Source organism: Acidovorax sp., from assembly GCF_046314175.1.
Taxonomy (GTDB): Bacteria; Pseudomonadota; Gammaproteobacteria; order Burkholderiales; family Burkholderiaceae_C; genus Acidovorax.
The window spans coordinates 18,652-34,249 of sequence record NZ_JBKBXG010000004.1; the positions used below are offsets into that span (position 1 = coordinate 18,652).

11 protein-coding genes and 1 other RNA gene are annotated in these 15,598 nt (G+C 64.7%); 3 read left to right on the forward strand and 9 right to left on the reverse strand.

The genetic code is table 11. The annotated features are described in order from the left end of the window. Nucleotides 1–18 precede the first annotated feature (18 nt). The 6 genes from ACK4OE_RS02015 to dnaX all read right to left on the reverse strand — a co-directional run bounded on the left by ACK4OE_RS02015 (nt 19) and on the right by dnaX (nt 5,406). Nucleotides 19–171: a DUF3096 domain-containing protein gene (locus ACK4OE_RS02015; protein WP_409882664.1), complete on the reverse strand. Its 153-nt coding sequence runs from the start codon at nt 169–171 to the stop codon at nt 19–21. A gap of 133 nt (nt 172–304) precedes the next feature. Further along, nucleotides 305–1,366: an ABC transporter substrate-binding protein gene (locus ACK4OE_RS02020; protein ID WP_409882665.1), complete on the reverse strand. Its 1,062-nt coding sequence runs from the start codon at nt 1,364–1,366 to the stop codon at nt 305–307. A gap of 193 nt (nt 1,367–1,559) precedes the next feature. Next, the gene (locus ACK4OE_RS02025; protein ID WP_409882666.1) at nt 1,560–1,985 is read right to left on the reverse strand and encodes an MAPEG family protein; all 426 of its coding nucleotides are present in this window, start codon (nt 1,983–1,985) and stop codon (nt 1,560–1,562) included. Between the two features lie 131 nt (nt 1,986–2,116). Continuing rightward, nucleotides 2,117–2,707: a recombination mediator RecR gene (gene recR / locus ACK4OE_RS02030; RefSeq protein ID WP_409882667.1), complete on the reverse strand. Its 591-nt coding sequence runs from the start codon at nt 2,705–2,707 to the stop codon at nt 2,117–2,119. Nucleotides 2,708–2,955: 248 nt separating this feature from the next. Then, the gene (locus ACK4OE_RS02035; RefSeq protein ID WP_409778419.1) at nt 2,956–3,288 is read right to left on the reverse strand and encodes a YbaB/EbfC family nucleoid-associated protein; all 333 of its coding nucleotides are present in this window, start codon (nt 3,286–3,288) and stop codon (nt 2,956–2,958) included. 105 nt (nt 3,289–3,393) lie between these two features. Continuing rightward, nucleotides 3,394–5,406 carry a DNA polymerase III subunit gamma/tau gene (dnaX, locus tag ACK4OE_RS02040; RefSeq protein ID WP_409882668.1) on the reverse strand — a complete coding sequence of 671 codons (2,013 nt, stop codon included), beginning with the start codon at nt 5,404–5,406 and terminating at the stop codon, nt 3,394–3,396. Between the two features lie 98 nt (nt 5,407–5,504). On the opposite strand from dnaX, the gene ffs reads away from it, so the two are divergent. Then, nucleotides 5,505–5,601: signal recognition particle sRNA small type (gene ffs, locus ACK4OE_RS02045), an RNA gene on the forward strand. Nucleotides 5,602–5,877: 276 nt separating this feature from the next. Here the strand turns inward: ffs and ACK4OE_RS02050 are convergent. The 3 genes from ACK4OE_RS02050 to ACK4OE_RS02060 form a co-directional block, all read right to left on the reverse strand. After that, nucleotides 5,878–7,233, reverse strand: coding sequence for a TIGR03862 family flavoprotein (locus ACK4OE_RS02050; RefSeq protein WP_409882669.1), 1,356 nt, complete (start codon nt 7,231–7,233; stop codon nt 5,878–5,880). Between the two features lie 36 nt (nt 7,234–7,269). Continuing rightward, the gene (locus ACK4OE_RS02055) at nt 7,270–10,788 is read right to left on the reverse strand and encodes a UvrD-helicase domain-containing protein (protein WP_409882670.1); all 3,519 of its coding nucleotides are present in this window, start codon (nt 10,786–10,788) and stop codon (nt 7,270–7,272) included. Between the two features lie 159 nt (nt 10,789–10,947). Next, on the reverse strand, nt 10,948–13,494 hold the full coding sequence (locus tag ACK4OE_RS02060; RefSeq protein ID WP_409882671.1) for a PD-(D/E)XK nuclease family protein: 2,547 nt from the start codon (nt 13,492–13,494) through the stop codon (nt 10,948–10,950). A gap of 109 nt (nt 13,495–13,603) precedes the next feature. On the opposite strand from ACK4OE_RS02060, the gene trxA reads away from it, so the two are divergent. Both trxA and rho read left to right on the forward strand, forming a co-directional pair. Continuing rightward, nucleotides 13,604–13,936, forward strand: coding sequence for a thioredoxin TrxA (gene trxA, locus ACK4OE_RS02065; RefSeq protein ID WP_008906761.1), 333 nt, complete (start codon nt 13,604–13,606; stop codon nt 13,934–13,936). 265 nt (nt 13,937–14,201) lie between these two features. Continuing rightward, entirely contained in the window at nt 14,202–15,464 is a 1,263-nt protein-coding gene (gene rho, locus ACK4OE_RS02070; protein ID WP_055398205.1) for a transcription termination factor Rho, read from the forward strand. Nucleotides 15,465–15,598: the final 134 nt, after the last annotated feature.

Below are 15,598 nucleotides of genomic sequence, written 5' to 3' on the forward strand. Positions count from 1 at the left end.
TGCCTTGGGGCTGGCTGCCTACAACCTGAGTGCGCTCATGCCAGCCAAGCCCAGCACGCCCATGATGATGAGATAGATCGCCACAATGAAATTGAGCAACCGCGGCATGATCAAGATGAGAATGCCTGCGATCAAGGAGACGAGCGGGCCGATGCTGAGGTTGAGAGACATAAAGGGATCCTTGTGGAATAGGTGTTTGGGGCGCCAAGGCTAAGGCATCTCGGACGTCAGTCGGCGTAAGCCGTCTTCCCGACACGAAAACAAAGCAAACTGTCCACCCAATGTGTGTACGGGGCTGCCCACCTCAGACGTTGTACTTCTGCCGTGCCTTGCGCACGAACTCATCCGTGAAGGTGCGCGGCAGATCGACCTTGGCATCGGCCATTTCGGGGTGCACACGCGACATCACACGCAATGCGGTGGCGGCACCTTCTTCCGGCATCTGCCCGTTGGTGGAATAGGTTTCGCGCACCCGGCCGAATGCGGCCAGGTAAAGCCCCCGGTCTCCCAGCAGAAAACCAGCGGGCACTGCCTTGACCAGGTCTGCGGGCGCTGCCGTCTGCAACCACTTGAGCGCGTGCACCACCCCGTTGGCCAACGCTTGTGCCTGGGAGGGCTGCTTTTGCACGAAGGCCTGGGGCGCATATAGACAGCTGGCCGGCATGGCGCCACCAAACATCTCCTGCGAGGCCTTGAGCGATCGAAGGTCTCCCACAATGCGCATGTCCGCTTTCTGCTCCAGCAGGGTCATCAGCGGGTCGGCATGGCACAGCGCGTGCACTTGCCCGGCGCGCAACGCGTTCATCGCGGCCGTGCCCGTGCCCACACCCACAAACGACACATCACGGGGACCGATGCCAGCGCGCGCCAGCAGCAGGCTGGCCGCCAGATGGGTGGAAGACCCGACCGATGACACACCCACGCGCCGCCCCACCAGATCACCCAGGTCCTTGTAAGCCGGCAACGCCCGCAACGACACGCCCAGCGCCAGTTGTGGTGCCCGCCCCTGAACCACCAGCGACCGGTACGACTGCCCGCGCACTTGCTGACGGATGGTGTGTTCAAACGCCCCCGAGCACACGTCGGCCACGCCCTCTTGCACGGCCTGAAGCGCCAACGCCCCGGCGGAAAAGTCGCGCACCGTCACATCCAGCCCCTCAGCGCGGAAATAACCCAGCTGATCTGCCAATGCCAAAGGCAGGTGATAGAGCACGCCCTGCCCTCCCACCGCCACCGTGACGCGGCCCAAAGGCGCGACCCCATCCGTCTGTGCCCGCAGTTCGGGCGCGCCAATCGTGACTGCCGTGGCTGCCGACAAGGCAGACACGGTGACAAAGGCACGGCGGCTGAGCAAACGAGAAGTCACGGAATCAAGGGGGAGGAAGATGGGCAACGAAAACGCAATGCTGCATTGCAACAATCGTGCCTCAAAGGCCGAAAACCTGCATCAGGGTGAGCCCCTGCGGGTTTCTACGTATGAGCGTTTTTACGCGCAGGCAACAGCCGACGCGGGTGCGCCGCAGGACTGGCCGAAACCCGCGCTACCGAAGGGCCAGACGTCAACGATAGCCAATAAACAGGATGGCAATGTTGACCAGAAAGGCCCCTGCCCACAGCGCGCTGCGTGCGGTGGGCATGTCTGACACGTACATCAGGATGTAGAAGATGCGCAACATGACATACAAAAATGCCAGGATGTCCAAAAGTGTCTGCCCTGCACCCAGCAGGTGCGCAATGATGACTGCGCCGATAAAAAACGGCAGGGCTTCAAAGCTGTTGGCCTGTGCCGCGTTGGCTCGCGCCTGCCAGTCGGTCTGCTGCGCCATCCAGGCCCGGGGGTTGCGGTTGTCAAAACCGCCCTCTCTGCGCGACTTGCCAATGCTGCCACTTTTGGCCAGCCATGCACAGCAGATGGGCAACAGGGCCGCAATCAGAACGCACCAGTAGGCCACCGTAAACCGAGCAACGTGCATGGTGGTATTCATATTTCAAGCCTTTTAGGGCTCTAGCGCTTGATACACAATCGCTAGCAGCTATTGATTTGAGAGTATTCTAGCCGCAGGCGGTGGACCAACTGCCGGTCTGCGAACGCTTTGCGTGCATCACGATAGCAATCTCACCGCCGATCGACCAGCGCATGGGCAATCGTGCCCAAATCCACGTACTCCAGCTCGCTGCCTACCGGCACGCCACGCGCCAGCCGAGTCACATGCAGCCCCCGGCTCTTGAGCGCCTCGCTGATCACATGGGCCGTCGCTTCGCCCTCGGCATTGAAGTTGGTCGCCAGGATCACCTCCTGCACCGTGCCATCGGTAGCGCGCTCCATCAGCTTGTGCAGACCGATCTCCTTGGGCCCCACCCCGTCCAGCGGACTGAGCCGCCCCATCAACACAAAATACAGCCCTTTGAATGCCCCGGTGCGCTCCAGAGCCGATTGATCGGCCGGTGTCTCGACCACGCACAGGCGCGTGGCGTCGCGATCAGGGTCCAGGCACGTGCTGCACACTTCCGCCTCGGTAAACGTATGGCAGCGCGTGCAGTGGTGCACCGTACCCACCGCCTCCCCCAGTGCCCGAGACAGCGCCAGAGCCCCCTCACGATCATGCTGCAACAGATGAAACGCCATGCGCTGCGCGGACTTCACCCCCACTCCGGGCAAGCGGCGCAGCGCCTGGATCAGAACGTCGAGGGAGTTGGTAGTGGACATGGACAGACTAGAGGCGATGCGCGTGACGTTGTAGGGAGCGGCGGAGCCAGGCTTCGACTAGCTCAGCCCGAACGGATGTAGGGAAGAACAACAGGTGCTCGCCCTCTGCATTCACACCCCACCCTCAAGGGCGTAGCGAGCGGGATGAGCTGCTAGGCGGACGGAGCACAGGAACCGGAACGTACTTCCTGTGCGTGAGGATTCCGAGCACCGCCCAACGACGCAGATCGCCCGCTCGGTAGCCAGCCTCAGAAAGGGAATTTCATGCCGCCGGGGAGGCCTGGCATGCCCTGCGTCAGCTTGCCCATCTTCTCCGCCGAAGTCTCCTCCGCCTTTCGCACAGCCGCGTTGAACGCCGCAGCCACCAGGTCTTCCAGCATGTCCTTGTCTTCAGCCAGCAGGCTGGGGTCGATGGTGATGCGCTTGACGTCGTGCTTGCAGGTCATGACCACCTTCACCAGGCCCGCGCCCGATTCACCTTCGACCTCGACAAAGGCCAGTTCGTCCTGCGCCTTCTTGAGGTTGTCCTGCATCGCCTGGGCTTGCTTCATGAGGCCGGCGAGTTGTCCCTTGTTGAACATTTTGTGGTTCCTTTTCAGTTCTGTTGGTTGGATGAATGGATGAGTCCGATGAATCGACAGATGGATCGATCGAAAACGGATGGGTTCATTGATTGAACCAGCGCGTCATGCAGGCTTGATGCTGCCCGGCACGATTCTCGCGCCGTAGTCGCGCATCAGCGATTGCACAAACGGGTCGTTGTTCACGATTTCTTCGGCGCGGCGCTGGCGCTCGGCAGCCGCAGCGGCATTGCGACGGGCGGGGCTGTCGATGACATGGCCCACCTCCACGCTGATTTGGGTGGCGTGGCCTGCAGCCTCCAGCGCGGAGCGCAGGCGCTCGCGCGCGGTGGGCTGGTTGAGCGACTCACGCTCCACACGCAGCAGCCAGTGGCCCCCATCGCGCGCCACCAGTTGCGATTGCAGGGCCAGCTCACGCACCAGCGCGGTGATCGATTCGGCCGCCACCATCTGCTGCACCGTTGTGTGCCACACATCGCCCTCTTCGGTGGGGGTGTAGCGTGCGGACACAGGTGTGGGCGCAGAGAGCGGCAGCGGCTGCAAACGCTCACCCGGCTCGGGCGACTCGCGCACCGGAATTGCTACATATTCAGGAGCTGCTTGCGCTTTTTGGACAAGCGCTGGACGCTGATTTGATTCATATTTTTCAGCGGTGTGCACCGGCAACGCCATAGCGACTGAGGGGGCAGACACCGCAGTGCCAGGCTCGTCCGAGCCCGGCCACGGGGGCGGTTCGGAACCATCGGAGAATTCAGAAGATTCGGCGGATACGGACGAAGAGTCGTTTTGCGCAGGCGACGGCGCGAGATTGTCCGCTGCCGCTGGCGAAATTGGCGACGGCGGTTGTACTGAGGCCACAGGGGCAGGCGTTGAGACCATCGCAGGACTCGCCACCGTCGCCGGTGCAGCAGCCGGTGCCACCGACATTACGGGCGCCGCAGAAACGACGTGCGTCGGGCCCGAAGACGCCGATTCAGCCCGCGTCAGAGTTTTTTTTTCAGCCGACTCGCCTGGAGGTTTGAAAGCCAGCAGGCGCAGCAGCACCATGGTCAGCGCCGCGTACTCGTCCGGCGCCAGGCCCAGTTCACCGCGCCCGTGCAGGCACAGGCTGTAGAGCAGCTGGGTTTCGTCGGCAGGCATCAGCGCGGCAAGGCGCGCCGTCTCGGCCGCCTCGGAGTCATCTGCATCCACAGCGCCCGCCATCTGGGGCACGGCCTGGAACACAGCCATGCGCTGCAACACGGCGCTCATTTCTTCGAGTGTGGAGGCGGCCGACAGGCCATTGAGGCGCAGCGTGTCCGAGGTTTCCACCACGGTCTTGCCATCGCCCTGGGCCAGCGCATCGATGAGGCGGAACACGTAGGAGCGATCGACCGCACCCAGCATCTGGCGCACGGCGGCTTCCTGCAACTGACCACTGCCAAAGGCAATGGCTTGGTCCGTCAACGACAGCGCATCGCGCATGGAGCCCCGCGCTGCGCGCGAGAGCAGGCGCAGAGAAGCGTCATCGCTCTTAACACCTTCGTAACCGAGAATAAAGTTCAAGTGGGCTAACACCGTCTCTGGCGCCATGGGCCGCAGGTTGAACTGCAGACAGCGGCTGAGCACCGTGACCGGCACCTTCTGCGGGTCGGTCGTGGCCAACACAAACTTGAGGTACTCGGGCGGCTCTTCCAGCGTCTTGAGCATGGCGTTGAACGCCGTGTTCGTGAGCATGTGCACTTCGTCGATCATGAAGACCTTGAAACGGCCCTGCACCGGCTTGTAGACCGCCTGTTCCAACAGGCTTTGCACTTCGTCCACACCCCGGTTCGATGCAGCGTCCAGCTCGGTGTAATCGGGGAATCGACCGCTATCGATGTCCGTGCACGCCGAGCACACGCCACAGGGCGTGGCGGTGATGCCGCCCTGCCCGTCCGGCCCCTGGCAGTTAAGCGATTTGGCCAGAATGCGCGACACCGTCGTCTTGCCCACACCGCGTGTGCCCGTGAACAGGTAGGCATGGTGCAGCCGCTGTGTGTTGAGCGCATTGGTGAGGGCCTGTACCACATGCTCCTGCCCCACCATTTCGGTGAAATTGCGGGGACGGTACTTGCGGGCGAGCACGAGGTAGGACATTCGGCAGATTCTACGGGCTGGGCCGGGTGCCCTTTCTGTGGCACGGTCAACAGCGCTGTTCAGAAAAGTGCGCCCCTATCCGGCGTACAATCGCCGCTGACGGGCCTCCCCGCATGGTGAAGCGGCCAACCGGGTCAGGTGGGGAACCAAGCAGCCCTAACTGTGGAGTCAGTGCCGGGGGTAAGGCTCGTCAACTTCTTCTTTTCTCTCCCTCTCTTTCATTTGCGTTTTTTGCAGATGAATGCCTTGAAGTCAGTTCTCCTGTTTTTTCTTACTTTGGCCGTGCGCCGACCAAGTTGGTGCGTGCGCGCAAGGGCGAGCCCATGCGGTACTACCGCGCCAGAGTCTGAGCCCCCTGAGCCGCTGCGCGGCCCCCCCCCCGAGTGGGAACGCACCCGGTGCACTCGCGTTGGCAGCGCGCCAGTTTTCTGAGTTCTGCAGCAAACACCGAGCCAGGCCGGGCGCGACGGGTCAACCGCCAGTTTGGCGAATCCAGTGCAGTGCACCCTGTCCGGCCACGCGGCCACTGGCCATGGCGGCGGTGAGCAGGTAGCCGCCCGTGGGGGCTTCCCAATCGAGCATTTCGCCTGCGCAGAACACGCCGGGCGCGCCGGAGGCCATGAGGTGGGCATCCAGCGCACCAAATTCCACGCCGCCTGCCGTGCTGATGGCCTCGTCCAGGGGCCGGGTTGCCACCACGGTGATGGGCAACGCCTTGATCGCATGGGCCAGAGCCACGGGGTCGTTCATGCCATTTTTGCCCAGGTGCTCGTACAAGATGCCCGCCTTGATACCGTCAAGCCCCAGGCGGCTTTTGAGGTGGCTGGACAGCGACCGGGACCCGCGTGGATGGCGCACTTCCACCAGCACGCGTTCAGGGCTGTGGTCAGGTAGCAGATCCAAATGGAACGTGGCGTGGCCGTGTGCTTCTACCTCGTCGCGCAACAGGTGCGAAGCGGCGTACACCAGACTGCCCTCCACGCCCGAGGCCGTCGCCACAAATTCGCCCCGGCGGCTGAACGCATGGCCCTGGCTGTCCGTAAAGCTCAGCGCCACCGTTTTGAACGGCTGGCCTGCAAAACGCTCTGCAAAGTGCGGCGTCCAGCCTACGGCGGGCGTCGGTGAGCGGCCGATCAGCTCTTGCAAAAACGCACGGCGGGTTTCGCCCACGGGCGCATCTGAGCGCAACACATCAAAGCCGCAATTGGCCGGGCGCAGCGGCGCCACGGCAACGCCGCGCTCTGCTAGCAACGGCACCCAGGCGCCATCGGACCCCAGGCGCGCCCAGCTGCCTCCACCCAGCGCCAGCACCACCGCCTTGGCCGTGACTTGCACCTCGCCGGCCGGGGCAGATAACCGCAGCGTGCCGTCGTCACCCCAGCCCAGCCAGCGGTGGCGCATATGAAACTGAACCCCTTGCGCGCGCAACCGCTGCAGCCAGGCGCGCAGCAGGGGCGCCGCCTTCAGGTCGGCAGGGAACACGCGGCCTGATGTGCCCACAAAGGTCTCCACCCCCAGTGCTTGGGCCCAGGCGCGGATTTCCGGCCCGCCAAACGCCTGAATCAAAGGCTCGACGTGCGCTTGGCGCCCGGCGTAGCGGCTGGCAAACGGCTCGTGCGCCTCTGAGTGCGTGAGGTTGAGCCCACCCTTGCCTGCCAACAGAAACTTGCGGCCAATGGATGGCATGGCGTCAAACAGATGTACCGACGCACCCCCTTGAGCCAGCACCTCGGCCGCCATCAGCCCGGCAGGGCCCCCGCCGACGATGGCGACATCGCAGTGCACAGGGGTGGCAGCGTCGGTGGCTGGCGAAAGGGGTGTTGTCATGGAAAACCTTTGAATCGATCGAGAACGCCCAGGCGTTCAGAACAGCGAGCACTGGACAGAGCCCGGAGAGGGGTCGCCGGGTGCGCCGTCAGTGGAGGGAGCAGCCGTTGGCGCCTGCGTGGATACGGGTGCGGAAACAAATGTGGCCGCAGTTGCAGCCGGAGCGGGGGCGAGAGTATGCCGCACGGCGCCCGCCGCCAAAGCTCCATCAACGGCGGCTGCGCCGTCAGGCACGTGCACCATGCGCCCATCGCCGGTTAAAAACGCCGCCCACACGCGTTCACCAGGCGCCTGCCCTTGCACTGCGTCGCGGTAGCGCTGTAGTTGGGCCATCAAAACGGGCTGGCGCTCGGGCTCGGCGGCGCTTTTGTAGTCGAGCACCCACCAACCCGCGCGCTCGGGCGGCTGGCGGCAATGCACCAGGCGGTCGATGCGCAGGCTCTGGCCCTGGTAACGCAGCGGGGCTTCGTTGATGGCGGTGTCCACCACGCTGGCATCCCAGGCCCAGGCGCCCTCGCCCGCCAGAATGCGCTGCGCGGTCTGGGCCGCAACCCGCGCGGCGCCCACGGTGCTGTCAAAGTCCTGCGCCAGCCGCGCGATGCGGGCCGCGGACCAGCCCTGGGCGCGCAGGTCAGCCAGCGGCGCTCCTGCCACACCGGCTTGCTCCAGCAACTGGTGCATGGCTTCGCCCAGGCGCGATGCAGGGGTGGACACAGAAGAAGGATCGGCCGCATCTGCGCCCTCGGCCACCTCGCGCGGTGGCGTACGCAGTTCGGCCGGGAGCATGGGCAGCTCGGCCAACGTGAAATGGTCGTGCGCACGGATTGGTGTATCTCCAACCACACTGCCCCCGCTCACAGCAGGTTCGACCGGACCTTCCGCATCCGCTAACAACGGCGCCATCCGGTTCCACCAGCTGCCCGGCGCCGACACACTGGGCAACACCGACGACAGCGCCAGGCAGTGTTTGGCGCGTGTCATGGCCACGTAGAGCATGTTGAGTTCTTCGCGCTGGCGGGCCTGCTGCTCGGCGGCCAGGGCGGCTTCAGCGCTGGGGGGCGGGCTGCTTTCGCTGGCCAAAAAGACAAAACCTGCGGGCTCGGTCCTTTCGCCGGGCCAGTCCACCAGCACGCCCATGGTCTCGGCCTTTTGCGGGCGGGTGTCGGTGTCGAGCAGCAGCACGCAGCGCGCCTCCAGCCCCTTGGCGCCGTGCACGGTGAGCAGGCGCACCGCCTGCGCGTCCACCCGGCCGGGCGCGCGCACGCCGCCCTTTTTCATGGCGCGCACAAAGGCATAGGGCGTAAGGTAGCGGCCACCGTCGTGCTGCAGCGCGGCGGACAGCAGCGCGCGCAGATTGGCCAGCACCGCCAACCGCTGGGTGGCGGGGGCTGCAGCTGCAAAGCGGGCCAACACGTCGCCGTGCTGGTAGATGGCGTGCAGCGCATCATGCGGCGGCAAGGTGTCCACCCACGCCTTATATTGAGCCAAATTGGCACCTAGCGCTTGTGTATCAAGCGCTAGCAGCTCACTTTTTTGAAGCAAATCAAACCAGCTGGTGCCCGCGTACTCTGGCCGACGGCGCAGCGCGGCCAGCGCCACCAACGCCTCATCGCCCAGGCCGAACAGCGGCGACTTGAGCGCGCGCGCCAGCGACAGGTCGTGCTCGGTGGACACCAGCGCGTCGAGTAGCGCCACCACGTCCTGCACCTCGGGTGCATCGAACAGGTCGGCCTTTTCGGGTTGAACACAGGGCAGGTGCAAGGCGCGCAGTGCGTCTTGCATGGCGGCGAGCCGGTCGCGCTTGCGGGCCAGCACCAGCACTTCGTTGGGCGGCGTGCCTTGCGCAATTTGCGTGGCCACCCAGGCGGCGGCCTGCGCGCACTCGCGCATGCGCTGGGTTTCTTCGGCCTCGTGGCGGGGCTCGGTCAGGCTGTCGCGCCAAGCAAACGGGTCGGTGCCGCCACCATTGCTATCACCGTCTGGCGGCAAGATTGCGGGCAGGCGCAGCAGCACGCCGGGGTCTTTCGATTCGGTGGTGTGGTCTCGAAATCCGCTCGTTTCGTGCTGCGCCTGCGCGGTGCCCATGACATGGTTCACGGCGGCGATCACCCCCGTGGCGTTGCGGCGCGTGTGGTCGCAGCTGAGCAGGTCGCCGCCGAGACCATTGCGCACAAAGGCCTGCGCGGCGATGAACACCTGCGGCTCGGCGCGGCGAAAGCGATAGATGCTCTGCTTGGGGTCGCCCACGATGAACACGCTGGGCGCGGCCGACCCACCGCCCGAGCCCGCATAGCCCGACAGCCAGGCATGCAGCGCCTGCCACTGCAGCGGGTTGGTGTCCTGGAACTCATCGACCAACAGGTGGCGGATGCGCGCATCCAGGCGCTCCTGCACCCAGCCCGACAGGACCGGGTCCGCCAGCATCACCAGCGCCGTGCGCTCCACGTCGTTCATGTCCACCCAGCCGTGCTGCTGCTTGACGGCGGCAAATTCTGCAATGAGGCAACGCGCCAGCCGGGCCATGCGCTGCTGATGCTGCCAGGCGTCGTGCTGGCGGCGGGCGGCGAGCAAACGCTGCAGTTCGGGCTCGGCCTCCTGCGCGGCGGCAAACTTTTCGAGGTTTTTCGAGAGCCGGTCTTCCTTGGCGACGAACATGGCTCTGCGCAGCGAGTCCAGGCGCTGGTTCAGGTCGCAGCAAGCCAGCGCATCGATGATGGCGTCGGCGGCCTTTTGCGGCGTCTTGTTGGCCTCAGACCCCAAGGCCTTGGCGCGGGCCAGCCACCGTTGGTTGCATGCGTCTCCCTGCAGCGCGTCGGCAGGTTCGTTGAAAGCGGCCAACTCCGGGTACTGCACCTGAAACGGCGGCACCGACGCATCGACCACGCCCGCTGCGTCGGCCAGGTCAAACTCGACCCGTTTAGCCAGCGCCGCCGTAAGCGCCTTGTGCGTCTGAAACCGCCCATGGCGCGCCACCACGGCCTCGTAGTCAGCCCGCAGGCTGGCGCTGGTGGCAACCGCCTGCAGAAAAGGCCCCCACACCTCGCGCACGGCCTCGGCATCGTCTTCGAGCAGCTCAAAATTGGCGGGCAAACCCTGCGCCTGCAGCAGCGCCAGCGGGGCGGTGCCCAGCAGCGCGGCAAACCAGCTGTGGAAGGTGCGGATTTGCACCGGGCGGCCGCTGACCAGCATCTGGCGATATAAATTTTGTAGCACCTCGCGCTTATCCAGAGCGCGCTGGGGGCTTATTCCCCTTGAAACCAGCTCGCGCGTCAAGTCGTCCAGCGGCGCATCGGCAAAGGCCTCCAGCCATTCCTGCAGACGCTGGCGCATTTCGCCTGCGGCCTTCTTGGTGAAGGTGATGGCCAGGATCTCGTGCGGCGCAGCGCCGTCCAGCAGCGCCCGCAGCATGCGCGAGACCAGCATCCAGGTCTTGCCTGCACCCGCGCAGGCCTCCACGGCCACGCTGCGTGCGGGGTCGCAGGCAATGGCGTAGAACGCCTCGCGCGAAACGGGGTGGCCGTTGTGTTCGTAGGCGGCTTGTTCAGTCATTGTCATGATCCACTGCGCCCTGTCCGCCAGCGATCTTTAAAACCGGCGCGCGTCCAAGCGAGAGCCGCCGCGCAAGGGCCGCCCCGCCGCGCTGGCGTCGTCCCCCCTCCCGGCGCAGCCGAGAGAGGGGGGAAGCCGCGAGGCGGCTCAGGGGGGTGTTCCTATTCATTTCCAGAAGTCTTTTCGGCACAGGCCGCGCGCGGCGCAGTAGTCGCACACCGCGCCCTCGCCCAGTGCGGGCAGCGGTGCACCTGCAGCGATGCGTTCGAAGTCGTGCTGGATGCCATCCACCAGCAAGTCGCGCAGATGCACCACCTCCTCCTGTTCGTGCATTTGCGTTTCGCCCCGCTCGCCAACGTTTACGTAGGCGGCCCGCAGCGTTTCGTGGCTCAACAAGGCGGCGTAAAACGCAAGCTGGGTGTCTTCGGCGCCGGCGCCAATGCGCTTGCGGGTGACAGTGTCGTTCTCGGTCTTGTAGTCGATGACCAGGGGTGTGGGCTCTCCGGAGGATGAGACGGCATCAATGCGGTCGATGGTGCCCACCAGTTGCAACGCACCCAGCGGCTGGCTGGTCTGCACCTCGGCCTGCCGGAAGTGGCCTCCGGCCTGCTCATGCTGCACAAGCCAGCGCAGATAGCCATCCCGCACCTGGGGCCAGCCTGCGGCGAACGGCAAGAAGTCGCCGTCGCCCAGGCCTTGCTCCAGGGTGACGGCCTGTGCGGCGGTGTCCATGCGCTCAATGCGCTGGGCTGCGTCGTCCGTGGGGTTGGTCAGCAAAGCCTCATGAAAATGCTGAAGCACCGCGTGCAGCCAGTTGCCGAAGTCGCGCTTGTCCACTTCAGCGGCCAGCTCGTCGGCCTCTTGCAGGCCGAGCTGGCGGAGCGCAAAAAATCGATACGGGCAGTGGCGCAGGTCCGAGTACGCGGTGGACGAAAGGCGCACCACCGGCAGCGCGCTGCCATCGGGCAAGGGCCGCGCGGTGGGCTTGGCGGCCACGGTGCGTGCGCTGCGGTCGTCTGCGCCCTGGCTGCCTGTTCCGTCAAGGTGCAGCGCCAGCACCAACGGGCTGGCCAGCAAGGGCTCGCCGCCCTCGTCGCCCGTGCGCCAAAGCACGTCCACGGCGGGTGTCTGCAGGGCGTGTTGCCAGGCGGCGCGCTGCGCCATCTCCAGCAATTCGCGCGTGGGCAGGCCCCAGGCCAGACGCTGCGCCTGGGTCCAGTCGCCCACGGGTTCGGGCGAAGGCTGCAGGCGCTTTTCATCGCAGCCAGGAAGCACCAACGCGGCAAACGGGCGGGCCAGCAACTGGGGCATGGGGAGAACGATGACCGGCGCATCGCCCAGCTGCGTAGGGACATAGCGTGCGGCTTCCAGCACTTCGTTGGCCCACCGGGTGAATTCGGCCAGTGACATGCGGCGGCCTGCGCTGTCCCAGGCTTCAATTTCTGCCTCGTGGCCCTCCTGCAGGCGCAATGCAGCAACCACGCGGGCACCAGCGGCGTCGGTTGCGAGCGCTGGCCATTGTCCGTTGGCCTCCAGCAAGCCGCGTAGGGCCTGGAGCCACTGCGGCAGCGGGCGCCGTGCACGCATGCCTTCGCGCCAGTCCTGTACCTGGACCACACAGGCGGCCAACGCGGGTTTGTCCGCCCAGTCGCGCTCGGCAGCGGTGGACCAGGTGGCGATAGACGTCCTACGCAAAACACGCTCCAGCGACTGGACCGTGGCAGTCTCCATGGCGGGCGTCTGTTTGATCCAGTCCAGCACCTCGTCGGCCGACGCATTCCACGCGCAGGCCTTGAGTGCGGTCATCAACTGCGCGGCCGCCCGGGTCGTCGACAAGGTCCAGCCGTTTTCATCGCGCACCGCGACACCGCAGCTTGCCAGGTGCGCACTGATGCGGCGCGTGAGGGCACGGTCGTTGGCCGCCAGCGCCACGGGAACGCGGCCCGCCATCACATGCGCCATGACGCAGGCGGCAGCGCGCTGGGCCTCGTCTTCCGCGTCCTGGGCGGCATGCAGCGCTATCTGGGCGGAAGCGTGGCCCAAGGTGGCTGCGGCTGAAAGCGACAGCACTGTGGCCTTGTCGCCCCAGTGGGCCTGAAGTGCCTGGGCCAGCGGGTCTTGCTGAAAACCCTGCAAAACCACCAGTGCGTCTACCGACTGGCACACCCCCGGCTCGAACAGCACGTCAGTGGCATGGCGCGAAGCCAGGGCCCATTCCAGCGCGATGCGTGACACCACCGCCTCAAAGCGCAGTGCAGAGCCGTCATCGGCTTCTGGCAGAAGGGACCGGGCTTGTGCGCCCCAGGCCGCGCGCGCGTTGGGCGCCACGGCGGCCACCACAGCCACCAGCTGCGTTGCGGCCTCCTGGAGCGACGCAGCCAGCAGGTCGCGCTCGGCCGTCAGGCCTGCGCGGTCAAGCAATGCGCGCGCTGTGAGGGTGTCACGCGCCACATCGCCCGCCAGGTCGTCACCTTGCGGCACAAAGACTGCCAATTGTCGGGCCCAGTTGCGGGTGGTTTCAAAACGGGGGGCAAACCCATCTGCATGGTGCAATGCCCAATACCGCTGAGCCCAAGGCATGAGCTGGGCATATGGTACGAGAACCACAGTACGGGCCGGGTGCGCGCGCTTGTCCCGCATGTGCCGGTCTGCTTGGGTCAGAACTTGCGTCCACAAAGCCGCGCACTCATCGCCTTTCGCTATGACTGTCATAGCGTCGCAAGGCCCGGCCACACCGGTGAACGTGGGATTGGTTTCTGTCACAATGCCCAGACTTTAAACGTACACCGGTCACAACCCGATCAAAATCAAGGAATCCGCCATGGCCAGCGAACTCATCAAACATGTCTCTGACGCCAGCTTTGAAGCCGACGTGCTCCAACCCGGCTCCGCCGTGCTGGTGGACTATTGGGCCGAATGGTGCGGCCCCTGCAAAATGATTGCCCCTATCCTGGACGAAGTGGCAGGCACCTACCAGGGCAAGCTGCAAATCGCCAAGATGAATGTGGACGAAAACCGCGAGATCCCCGCCAAGTTCGGCATCCGCGGCATCCCCACGCTGATGCTGTTCAAGGACGGTCAGCTGGCCGCCACCAAGGTCGGCGCTATGAGCAAGGCGCAACTGACCGCATTCATCGATCAGCAACTGGCCTGATTGATCCACACCGCCAACCCCGCGCCTGCCCATGCACGCGGGGTTGTTGATTTGCACGACAGTCATTTAAGCGCCAGACACAGACCGAATTCGGATTCCGTGAATCTCCCGCTTTTTTTCCTGTCATAATTCTTTTAGATCACCGGCCTGCATGCATTGGCAGCCGGACCGAGATCCCCGGCGAGCCAGACCTGCAAACAGCAGCCCATCTGGCAACAGCCCTCCTCCCCCAAGATTCATACCAGCTCCGCCAAGGAGTCATTCCATGCACTTAAACGAACTCAAGGCACTGCACGTGTCTGAAGTCCTGAAGCAAGCCGAAGAACTCGAAATCGAAAATACCGGCCGCATGCGCAAGCAGGAGCTGATGTTTGCGATCATCAAGAAGCGGGCCAAGACCGGGGAACAAATCATTGCCGATGGCGTGCTGGAAATTTTGCCCGACGGTTTCGGCTTCCTGCGCAGCCCGGACACGAGCTTTACCGCCAGCACGGACGACATCTACATCAGCCCGAGCCAGGTGCGCCGTTTCAATCTGCACACCGGCGACATGATCGAAGGTGAAGTCCGCACACCCAAAGATGGTGAGCGCTACTTCGCCCTGAACAAGCTCGACTCCGTCAACGGCGGCCCGCCGGAGCAGAACAAGCACAAGGTGATGTTCGAGAACCTGACGCCCCTGTTCCCCAAGGAACAGATGAAGCTGGAGCGCGACTTCAAGGGCGAAGAAAACATCACAGGCCGCATCATCGACATCATTGCGCCCATCGGCCGTGGCCAGCGCGCGCTGATCGTCGCCCCGCCCAAGAGCGGCAAGACGGTGATGATGCAGCACATCGCCCACGCCATCACGGCCAACAACCCCGACGTGCACCTGATGGTGCTGCTGGTGGACGAGCGCCCTGAAGAAGTGACCGAAATGCAGCGCACGGTGAAGGGCGAGATCATCGCCTCCACCTTCGACGAGCCCGCCGCCCGCCACGTGCACGTGGCCGAGATGGTGATCGAGCGCGCCAAGCGCCTGGTCGAGCTGAAGAAGGACGTGGTCATCCTGCTGGACTCCATCACCCGCCTGGCGCGCGCCTACAACAACGTCGTGCCCTCCAGCGGCAAGGTGCTTTCGGGCGGTGTGGACGCCGCCGCACTGCAGCGCCCCAAGCGCTTCTTCGGCGCCGCGCGCAAGGTCGAAGAAGGTGGCTCGCTCACCATCATCGCCACCGCGTTGGTCGACACCGGCAGCCGCATGGACGAAGTGATCTTTGAAGAGTTCAAGGGCACTGGCAACTGCGAAATCCACCTGAACCGCCGCCTGTACGAAAAGCGCGTGTTCCCCGCCATCGAGCTCAACAAGAGCGGCACGCGCCGCGAAGAGCTGCTGCTGGCGCCCGAGATCCTGCAAAAGACCCGCATCCTGCGCCAGTTCATGTACAACATGGACGAGATCGAGTCGATGGAGCTGATGATCAAGAACATGAAGGCCACCAAGACCAATGTGGACTTCTTTGACATGATGCGAAGAGGAGGGTGACAACCCCCTGAGGCGCTTTCGCGCCTTCCCCCTTCTCTCGAATTGCTACGCAATTCGGAAAGGGGGACACCGCCAGCGCGGCGGGGCGGCCCTTGCGCGGCGATTCTGGCCAAGGCCTTGCCGGTTTCAGCCGT

Excerpts from the sequence above, each read along its gene's own strand:
- ACK4OE_RS02015 (WP_409882664.1), bottom strand. The coding sequence starts at position 171 with ATGTCTCTCAACCTCAGCATCGGCCCGCTCGTCTCCTTGATCGCAGGC.
- ACK4OE_RS02055 (WP_409882670.1), bottom strand. The coding sequence starts at position 10,788 with ATGACAATGACTGAACAAGCCGCCTACGAACACAACGGCCACCCCGTT.
- recR (WP_409882667.1), bottom strand. The coding sequence starts at position 2,707 with ATGTCCACTACCAACTCCCTCGACGTTCTGATCCAGGCGCTGCGCCGC.
- ACK4OE_RS02050 (WP_409882669.1), bottom strand. The coding sequence starts at position 7,233 with ATGACAACACCCCTTTCGCCAGCCACCGACGCTGCCACCCCTGTGCAC.
- ACK4OE_RS02035 (WP_409778419.1), bottom strand. The coding sequence starts at position 3,288 with ATGTTCAACAAGGGACAACTCGCCGGCCTCATGAAGCAAGCCCAGGCG.
- trxA (WP_008906761.1), top strand. The coding sequence starts at position 13,604 with ATGGCCAGCGAACTCATCAAACATGTCTCTGACGCCAGCTTTGAAGCC.
- dnaX (WP_409882668.1), bottom strand. The coding sequence starts at position 5,406 with ATGTCCTACCTCGTGCTCGCCCGCAAGTACCGTCCCCGCAATTTCACC.
- ACK4OE_RS02060 (WP_409882671.1), bottom strand. The coding sequence starts at position 13,494 with ATGACAGTCATAGCGAAAGGCGATGAGTGCGCGGCTTTGTGGACGCAA.
- rho (WP_055398205.1), top strand. The coding sequence starts at position 14,202 with ATGCACTTAAACGAACTCAAGGCACTGCACGTGTCTGAAGTCCTGAAG.
- ACK4OE_RS02025 (WP_409882666.1), bottom strand. The coding sequence starts at position 1,985 with ATGAATACCACCATGCACGTTGCTCGGTTTACGGTGGCCTACTGGTGC.